Annotated in this window: 9 protein-coding genes; 2 read left to right on the top strand and 7 right to left on the bottom strand. The window is 70.6% G+C overall.

Going from position 1 to position 6,647, the window contains the following annotated elements; all coding sequences use genetic code 11:
• Positions 1-121 precede the first annotated feature (121 nt).
• The 7 genes from AC2W7G_RS07020 to AC2W7G_RS06990 all read right to left on the bottom strand — a co-directional run bounded on the left by AC2W7G_RS07020 (position 122) and on the right by AC2W7G_RS06990 (position 4,978).
• Complete coding sequence (locus tag AC2W7G_RS07020; RefSeq protein ID WP_485867804.1) at positions 122-1,072, bottom strand: flagellar motor switch protein FliM; 951 nt, start codon at positions 1,070-1,072, stop codon at positions 122-124.
• A gap of 46 nt (positions 1,073-1,118) precedes the next feature.
• Positions 1,119-1,559: a flagellar basal body-associated FliL family protein gene (locus AC2W7G_RS07015; RefSeq protein WP_485867803.1), complete on the bottom strand. Its 441-nt coding sequence runs from the start codon at positions 1,557-1,559 to the stop codon at positions 1,119-1,121.
• Positions 1,556-2,449, bottom strand: coding sequence for a flagellar motor protein MotB (locus AC2W7G_RS07010; RefSeq protein ID WP_485867802.1), 894 nt, complete (start codon positions 2,447-2,449; stop codon positions 1,556-1,558). Before AC2W7G_RS07010 ends, AC2W7G_RS07015 begins: the two co-directional genes overlap by 4 nt.
• 3 nt (positions 2,450-2,452) lie before the next feature.
• Positions 2,453-3,226 carry a motility protein A gene (locus tag AC2W7G_RS07005; protein WP_485867801.1) on the bottom strand — a complete coding sequence of 258 codons (774 nt, stop codon included), beginning with the start codon at positions 3,224-3,226 and terminating at the stop codon, positions 2,453-2,455.
• A gap of 1 nt (position 3,227) precedes the next feature.
• Positions 3,228-3,515: a flagellar FlbD family protein gene (locus tag AC2W7G_RS07000; RefSeq protein ID WP_485867800.1), complete on the bottom strand. Its 288-nt coding sequence runs from the start codon at positions 3,513-3,515 to the stop codon at positions 3,228-3,230.
• Positions 3,516-3,639: 124 nt separating this feature from the next.
• Positions 3,640-4,488 (bottom strand): flagellar hook-basal body complex protein, encoded by an 849-nt coding sequence (locus AC2W7G_RS06995; RefSeq protein ID WP_485867799.1) that lies wholly within the window; start codon positions 4,486-4,488, stop codon positions 3,640-3,642.
• Between the two features lie 25 nt (positions 4,489-4,513).
• A complete protein-coding gene (locus tag AC2W7G_RS06990; RefSeq protein ID WP_485867805.1) occupies positions 4,514-4,978 on the bottom strand; it encodes a flagellar hook assembly protein FlgD in 465 nt (154 codons plus the stop codon).
• 157 nt (positions 4,979-5,135) lie between these two features.
• Between AC2W7G_RS06990 and AC2W7G_RS06985 the strand changes: the two genes are divergently transcribed.
• Positions 5,136-5,846, top strand: coding sequence for a winged helix-turn-helix transcriptional regulator (locus AC2W7G_RS06985; RefSeq protein ID WP_485867798.1), 711 nt, complete (start codon positions 5,136-5,138; stop codon positions 5,844-5,846).
• A gap of 7 nt (positions 5,847-5,853) precedes the next feature.
• On the top strand, positions 5,854-6,647 hold a 794-nt coding region (locus AC2W7G_RS06980; protein WP_485867797.1), incomplete at its 3' end, for a carboxyl transferase domain-containing protein.

Genomic DNA, 6,647 nt, shown 5'->3' with positions numbered 1-6,647 from the left:
GGCCGCGGTCAGCATCTGCGAGGCCGCTCCGCCGGGCCGGCGGTGAGGGCGTCGACCGACGGCAGAGCCGCGGCGGCCGCGACGGCCGCCATCTCGGTGACCTGGGTTTCGACGATGTCCGTCATGACGTGCTCTCCTGGGTGGGGACGATCAGCGCGGCGAGGTGGGCGCCGCGGGCTCCGGGGGTGGCGTGGGCGAACGTGGTGCCGTCGACGACGACGTCCAGCGGGGCCGACGCGGGGTGGTTGAGGCGCACGACGTCGCCGATGCTGATGCCGTGCAGGTCCTCGGGGGTCAGCGCGGTGGGCCGGAAGCGCACCTGCACGTCCACCGGGACGCGGTCGAACTGCTCGCGCAGCGTCTTGGCCGACCGGGCGAGCTCGGCGCGCTCGCGGTCCGACGCGGGCGCCGGCGAGGACGCCCCGACCAGGTGCGGCAGGATCGCGCTGAACGGCATGCACAGCGACAGGCTGCTGTCGCGCTCGCCGATCTTGAGCTCGAGGACAGCGACGACGACGCGCGCGCGCGCGACCTGGGCGAACTGCGGGCTGTACTCGGTCGCGCGGACCTCGGGCTCGATCGCGACCAGGCCGCTCATCGAGTACCGCATCTCGGCCAGCAGCCGGTCGATGAGGCCGGCCATGACGTTGCTCTCGATCTCGCTGAGCGCGCGGCGCGGCTGCTCGCCGCCGCCGTGGCCGCCGAGCATGTGGTCGACCGCGGCCATCGACGTCTCGAGCGGGATCTCCAGCACGCACCGGCCCGGCAGCGGGTCGGCCGAGAAGATCGTCATGTGGGTCAGCGCGTCCAGGCCGTCGACGTACTCGGCGTAGCTGCGCTGCTCGATGACGAGCAGGTTGACCTGGCAGACGGTGCGCAGCACCGACGTGAACACGGTCGTCGCCTGGCGGGCGAAGCCGTCGAAGGCGATCTGGAGCATGCGCGTGTGCTCGCGCGAGAGCTGGATCGGCCGGCTGAAGTCGTACGGGACGACCGTGGCCGGGCGCTCGCGACGGCGCGCTCGAGCCGTCTGCGTGCGGGCATGCCCGTCTGCGTGCTGCGCTGTCTTCACATGAGCACGTATCGTCCGGGCTCCACCGGACCTGAGATGAAAGTTGCTACTGCGTCACGAACTCCGTGAAGTACACGTCCATGACCTCGCCGTGGTACCGGTGCTCGACCACCTCGGCGAGCTTCTTGCGCAGCTCCTCGCGGGACTTGGCGTCCACGACCTCGCGCAGCTCGCGGTTGCTGAACGTGGTGATCATCGAGTCCAGCGCCATGCTGCCGTCGAGCTCGTCCGCGCCCTCGACCAGCTGCAGCGCGATGCCGATGCGCAGGTAGTGGCCGCCGGCCAGGTTGACCTGCGTGGCCTCGAGCGGGACGACCTCGCCGGCGACCGGCTCCTCGACGTCGCCCTCGGCGGGCGCCGGCTTGAGCAGGAAGAACCACGCCGCGGCAGCGACGGCCAGGACGAGCACCAGGATCATGAGCAGCTTCTTCTTGCCGCCCTTCTTCTTCTCCGTGCCCTCCTCGACGGGCATCTGCGAGACGGTCATGAGTTCTCTCCTTCAGGGCTCAGCGACGTGAGCGGGTTGGTGCCGAGCAGCTGCCTGCTCTCGGCGGCGAGCGAGGACAGCACGACGATGTCGACGCGCTTGTTGACCTCCTGCGAGCCCTTCTTGCGCGGGTCCATGAGCGGCTTCTCGTGGCCGAACGCCGACAGGCGCAGCCGCTCCTGCGGCAGGCCGCGGGACTCGTGCAGGTAGCGCAGCACGGTGATCGCGCGTGCCGAGGACAGGTCCCAGTCGGTGTCGTAGTACTTGGGCTTCACGTCGACCTGGTTGGTGTGCCCGGAGATCTCCAGCGGCGCGCTGATGCGGCGCAGCACCGGGGCCATCGTGTCCACGACCTCGCGGCCGCGCGGGGACAGCGTCGCCAGGTTGGGCTCGAAGACGATGTGCTTGGAGACCAGGCTGATCACCAGGCCGCGCTCGTCGAGCACCGCCTGGACGTCCTCCTGCAGGCCCTTCTTGGCCAGCGCGGCGTTGATCTCGCGCCAGACCTCCTGCAGGTCGCGGGTCTCGGCCGCGGCCTCGGCGTACTGGTGCTGCAGCTGCGAGCGGTCGTGCGCGCTGACCGCCTCGTCGATCTTCTGCTGCACCTCGGGGTCGACGCCGCCGAACTGCTGCTCGGCCTCGTCGGACTTGGCCTGCGGCTCCTTGTCCAGCGAGCTGGCCTGCATCGCCCCGTCCGAGCCCTGCATGACGGCGGTCATGCCGAAGCCCTCGCTCAGGCCCTCCTTGAGGGCCGCGTACTTGGCCTCGTCGACCTGGCTCATGGCGTAGAGCACGACGAAGAGCACGAAGAGGAGGGTGAGCATGTCGGCGTAGGTGACCATCCACCGCTCGTGGTTGACGTGCTCCTCGGGCTTCTTCTTGCGCGCCACGGGTCAGGCCGCCTTCTTGTCGCTCGCGCGCTCGGAGGCGGGGAGCAGCGACTGCAGCTTCTGGGCGACCAGGCGCGGGTTCGAGCCGGACTGGATCGCCGCCACGCCCTCGATGACGACCTCCATGCGCGCCACCTCGAGCTCGCCGAGGCGCTTGAGCCGGCTGCCGACCGGCAGCCAGATGGCGTTGGCCGACAGCACGCCCCACAGGGTCGCGACGAACGCGGCGGCGATGAGGTGGCCGAGCTCCTCGGGGGTGCCGAGGTTCTCCATGACGTGGACCAGGCCGAGCACGGTGCCGACGATGCCGATGGTGGGGGCGTAGCCGCCGGCGTCGTTGAAGAACTTGGCCGACTGCTTGACCTCCTCCTCCTTGGCCGTCACCTCGCCCTCGAGGATCTCGCGCAGCTCGGCGGGGTCGGTGCCGTCGACGGCCATCGTCACGCCGCGGACCAGGAACGGGTCGTCGATCTTGGCCAGCTCGTCCTCGAGCGCCAGCATGCCCTCGCGACGCGCCTTCTCGGCGAGCGAGACGACGGTGGGGACGACGTCGGCGGCGTTGGCCGGCTTGCCGGTGAACGCGTGCTTGAGGGAGGGGATGATGCGCTTGGCGTCGGCCATCGTGCCGCCGGCCAGGCAGACGGCGATGGTGACGCCGAAGACGAGCAGCAGCGGCGCCGGCAGCAGGACGCTGGTGGGGTCGCCGCCCTCCATGATGGTGAACAGCACGACGAGCACGAAGGTCGTCGCGACGCCGCCCAGGGTGATGGGATCCATGTCAGAGCTCCTCGTCGTCCAGACCGTGGTCGCGGCGCGGGAGGGTCACCACGGAGCCGCGCCCGGAGGAGGCGGGTGAGGGGGTGTCGGGGCCGAGCAGGTGGCGGCCGGAGTACAGCTCGCTGCGGTAGTGGGCCACACGGCCGACCACCTCGGAGGGCGTCTCGGAGACCACGTACTTCTTGCCGTCGACCAGCGTCACGACCGTGTCGCCCGAACGGTCGATCCTCTCGATGAGGTCGCAGTTCAGGATGAAGGTCGTGCCTGAGAGGCGCGTGAGCGTGATCATGTCCACCAGTCCTTGGCGTGTGTCCTGCACGGCCGTCCGTGGCCGCATACAGCACCATCGGCCACCGCGGGCGGAACCTGAGCGGTTTCGCGTGTCGCGATGGCCGACGGGCTGGGTGCGGACGTCAGCGCTTGATGTTGACGAGCTCCTCGAGCACCTGGTCCGACGTCGTGATGACGCGCGAGCTGGCCTGGAAGCCGCGCTGGGCCAGGATCAGGTTGGTGAACTCCTGGGAGAGGTCGACGTTCGACATCTCCAGCGCGCCCGAGCGGATCTGGCCGCGCGTGCCCTCGCCGGCGATGCCGATCTGGGCGGCGCCGGAGTTGGCCGACTCGCGGAACGCGGTGTCGCCGACCTTCTCCAGGCCCATCGGGTTGACGAAGTCGGCCACGGCGATCTGCGCGATGTCGTGCTGCGAGCCGTCGGAGAACACGCCGCGGACCTTGCCGTCCGAGCCGATGTTGTACGACTTCAGCGTCGTGCCGGCCGGCAGGCCGAGGTGCGTGAAGTCGAGCGTGACGTCCTCCAGGTCGGCGCCGCGCGTGCCGTCGGCCGCGATCTCGTAGCCCTGCACCCGCATGCCGGTGGGCGTGACGAGCGTGCCCTCGGTGTCGAAGGTGAAGGCGCCGGCGCGCGTGTAGACGTTCTCGGCGCCGTCGCGGACGACGAAGAACCCGTCGCCGCTGAGCATGAGGTCGGTCGGGACGTTGGTGACCTGCGCCGAGCCCTGGCCGAAGTTGGCGTTCGTGGCCGCGACCTGGACGCCCAGGCCGATCTGGATCGGGTTGGTGCCGCCGCGTCCGGCGTTGCCGGCCGACGCCGCCGTGAGCATCTGGCTCAGCGTGTCGGAGAAGACGGTGGTGCTGGACTTGAAGCCCGTGGTGTTGGCGTTGGCGATGTTGTTGCCGGTCACGTCGAGCATGGTCTGGTTGACGCGCAGGCCGCTGATGCCGGCGAAGAGCGAGCGAAGCATGGTGGTTTCTCCTAGGGGTGGGAGGTCAGGCGGAGGTGCCGGGGTCGGCGGGCGGGGTGGGGGTCGTCGTGCCGTCGGTCACCGAGATGACGTTGAGCATCGGGACCTTGGTGCCGGCCACGTCCAGGACGGGTCCGGTCGCCTCGAAGGTGACACCGTTGACGGTGCCGGTGAGGGTCTTCTTCGGGTCGGCGGGGTCGGGGTAGCTGACCGTGCGGCCGACCAGGCTGCTGGCGCCGAAGGCCATCTGCGACGACTGCAGCGCCGACAGCTGGGTGGCCACGTCCTGCATGACCTCCAGCGACTGGAACTGGGCGGTCTGGGCCATGAACTCCGAGGAGTCCGTGGGGTTCATGGGGTCCTGGTAGCGCAGCTGCGTCACCAGGAGGTTCAGGAACATGCTCTTGTCGTTCGCGGTGGACGACTGCTCGCCGACGCTGGAGCCGCTGGCGGTGTTCGTCCAGCGACCGCTGGTCGCGCCGCCGCCCAGTACCGGACTGTGACGTGGTTCGCATTCTCGTCATGCTCTGGAGACCTTCTCGACACATGGGCTAGTGTGAGGCATGCAATGAGGCCGCGGTGATCGACAGATCACTGACGGCCTCAACGTGTTTGCGGGGACGTTCCCCGTCCGGCAAGGAGGCACCGTGTCCCACCTGCTCCTGCTCACCAAGAGCACGCAGTCCTCGGCCGAGGTGCTGCCTGCCCTGGCGCTGCTGCCGCACTCGGTGCGCATCCTCCCCGCGGAGGCCAGCGCCCTGCTGGACGCCCCGCCGTGCGACGCCGTCCTCGTCGACGGGCGCAACGACCTGGCCCAGGTGCGCAGCCTGACCCGCGTGCTGCGCACGACCGGCGTCGAGTGCCCGCTCGTGCTGATCCTCACCGAAGGCGGCCTGGCCGTCGTCGCCGCCGACTGGGGCATGGACGACGTCATCCTGACCACCGCCGGCCCCGCCGAGCTGGAGGCCCGCCTGCGCCTGGGCCAGGGCCGGCTCGCCGAGGCCCGCGACGGCCAGGAGGACTCGCACCTCATCTCCACCAGCGGCCTGGTCGTCGACGAGGCCACCTACACGGCCAAGCTCGAGGGCCGGGCGCTCGACCTCACGTTCAAGGAGTTCGAGCTGCTCAAGTTCCTCGCCCAGCACCCCGGCCGGGTCTTCACCCGCCAGCAGCTGCTGCAGGAGGTGTGGGGCTACGACTACTTCGGCGGCACCCGGACGGTCGACGTCCACGTGCGCCGCCTGCGCGCGAAGCTCGGCGCCGACAACGAGACGCTCATCGGCACCGTGCGCAACGTCGGCTACCGGTTCGTCGCCACGAAGGCCGACTCCCGGGACACCGCCGACGCGAAGGCCTGAGGTGGACGTGACCGACCGCGTCCACGCCCGTGACCTGCTCGACCTCGTGCTCGACCCCGGCTCCTGGCAGTCCTGGGACCGGCCGGTCGACATCTCCCACCACCCCGAGCAGTACCAGCGCGAGCTGCGCGCCGCCGCCGAGCGGGCGGGCACCGACGAGTCGGTCCTGACCGGACGCGGCACGGTCCGCGGCCGTCCGGTGGCGGTGGTCGTCAACGAGTTCTCGTTCCTGGCCGGCTCGATCGGGCAGGCGTCCGCCGAGCGCATCGTCGCCGCCGTGCGCCGCGCGACCGCCGAGGGGCTGCCGATCCTGGCCTCCACCGCGTCCGGCGGAACCCGCATGCAGGAGGGCACGCCCGCCTTCGTGCGGATGATCGACATCTCGCGGGCGATCATGGACCACCGCGCCGCAGGGCTGGCCTACCTCGTGCACCTGCGCCACCCCACGACCGGCGGCGTCTTCGCCTCGTGGGGCTCGCTGGGCCACGTCACCGTCGCCGAGCCCGGCGCGCTCGTCGGCTTCCTCGGGCCCAAGGTCTACGAGAAGCTGCAGGGCCGCCCGTTCCCCACCGGCGTGCAGGTCTCGGAGAACCTCATGCGCCGCGGCATCATCGACTCGGTCGTCCTCACCGACGAGCTGCCGGAGGTCGTCGACCGGGCGCTGGGCATCCTGCTCGACCCGGTCGAGGACTCCACGCTGCTGCGCCGCACCGGCGCACCGCGCTTCGCCACCGACACCTGGGCGTCGATCGAGCGCACCCGGGCCGAGGGCCGCGCCGGCGTCCGCGAGGTGCTGCGCCA

The sequence above is a fragment of the Aeromicrobium sp. PFPM2_SD2 genome (genome assembly GCF_057364525.1).
Note: the sequence above shows the minus strand (reverse complement) of the source record. Positions and strands in the feature narration are given on the sequence as shown.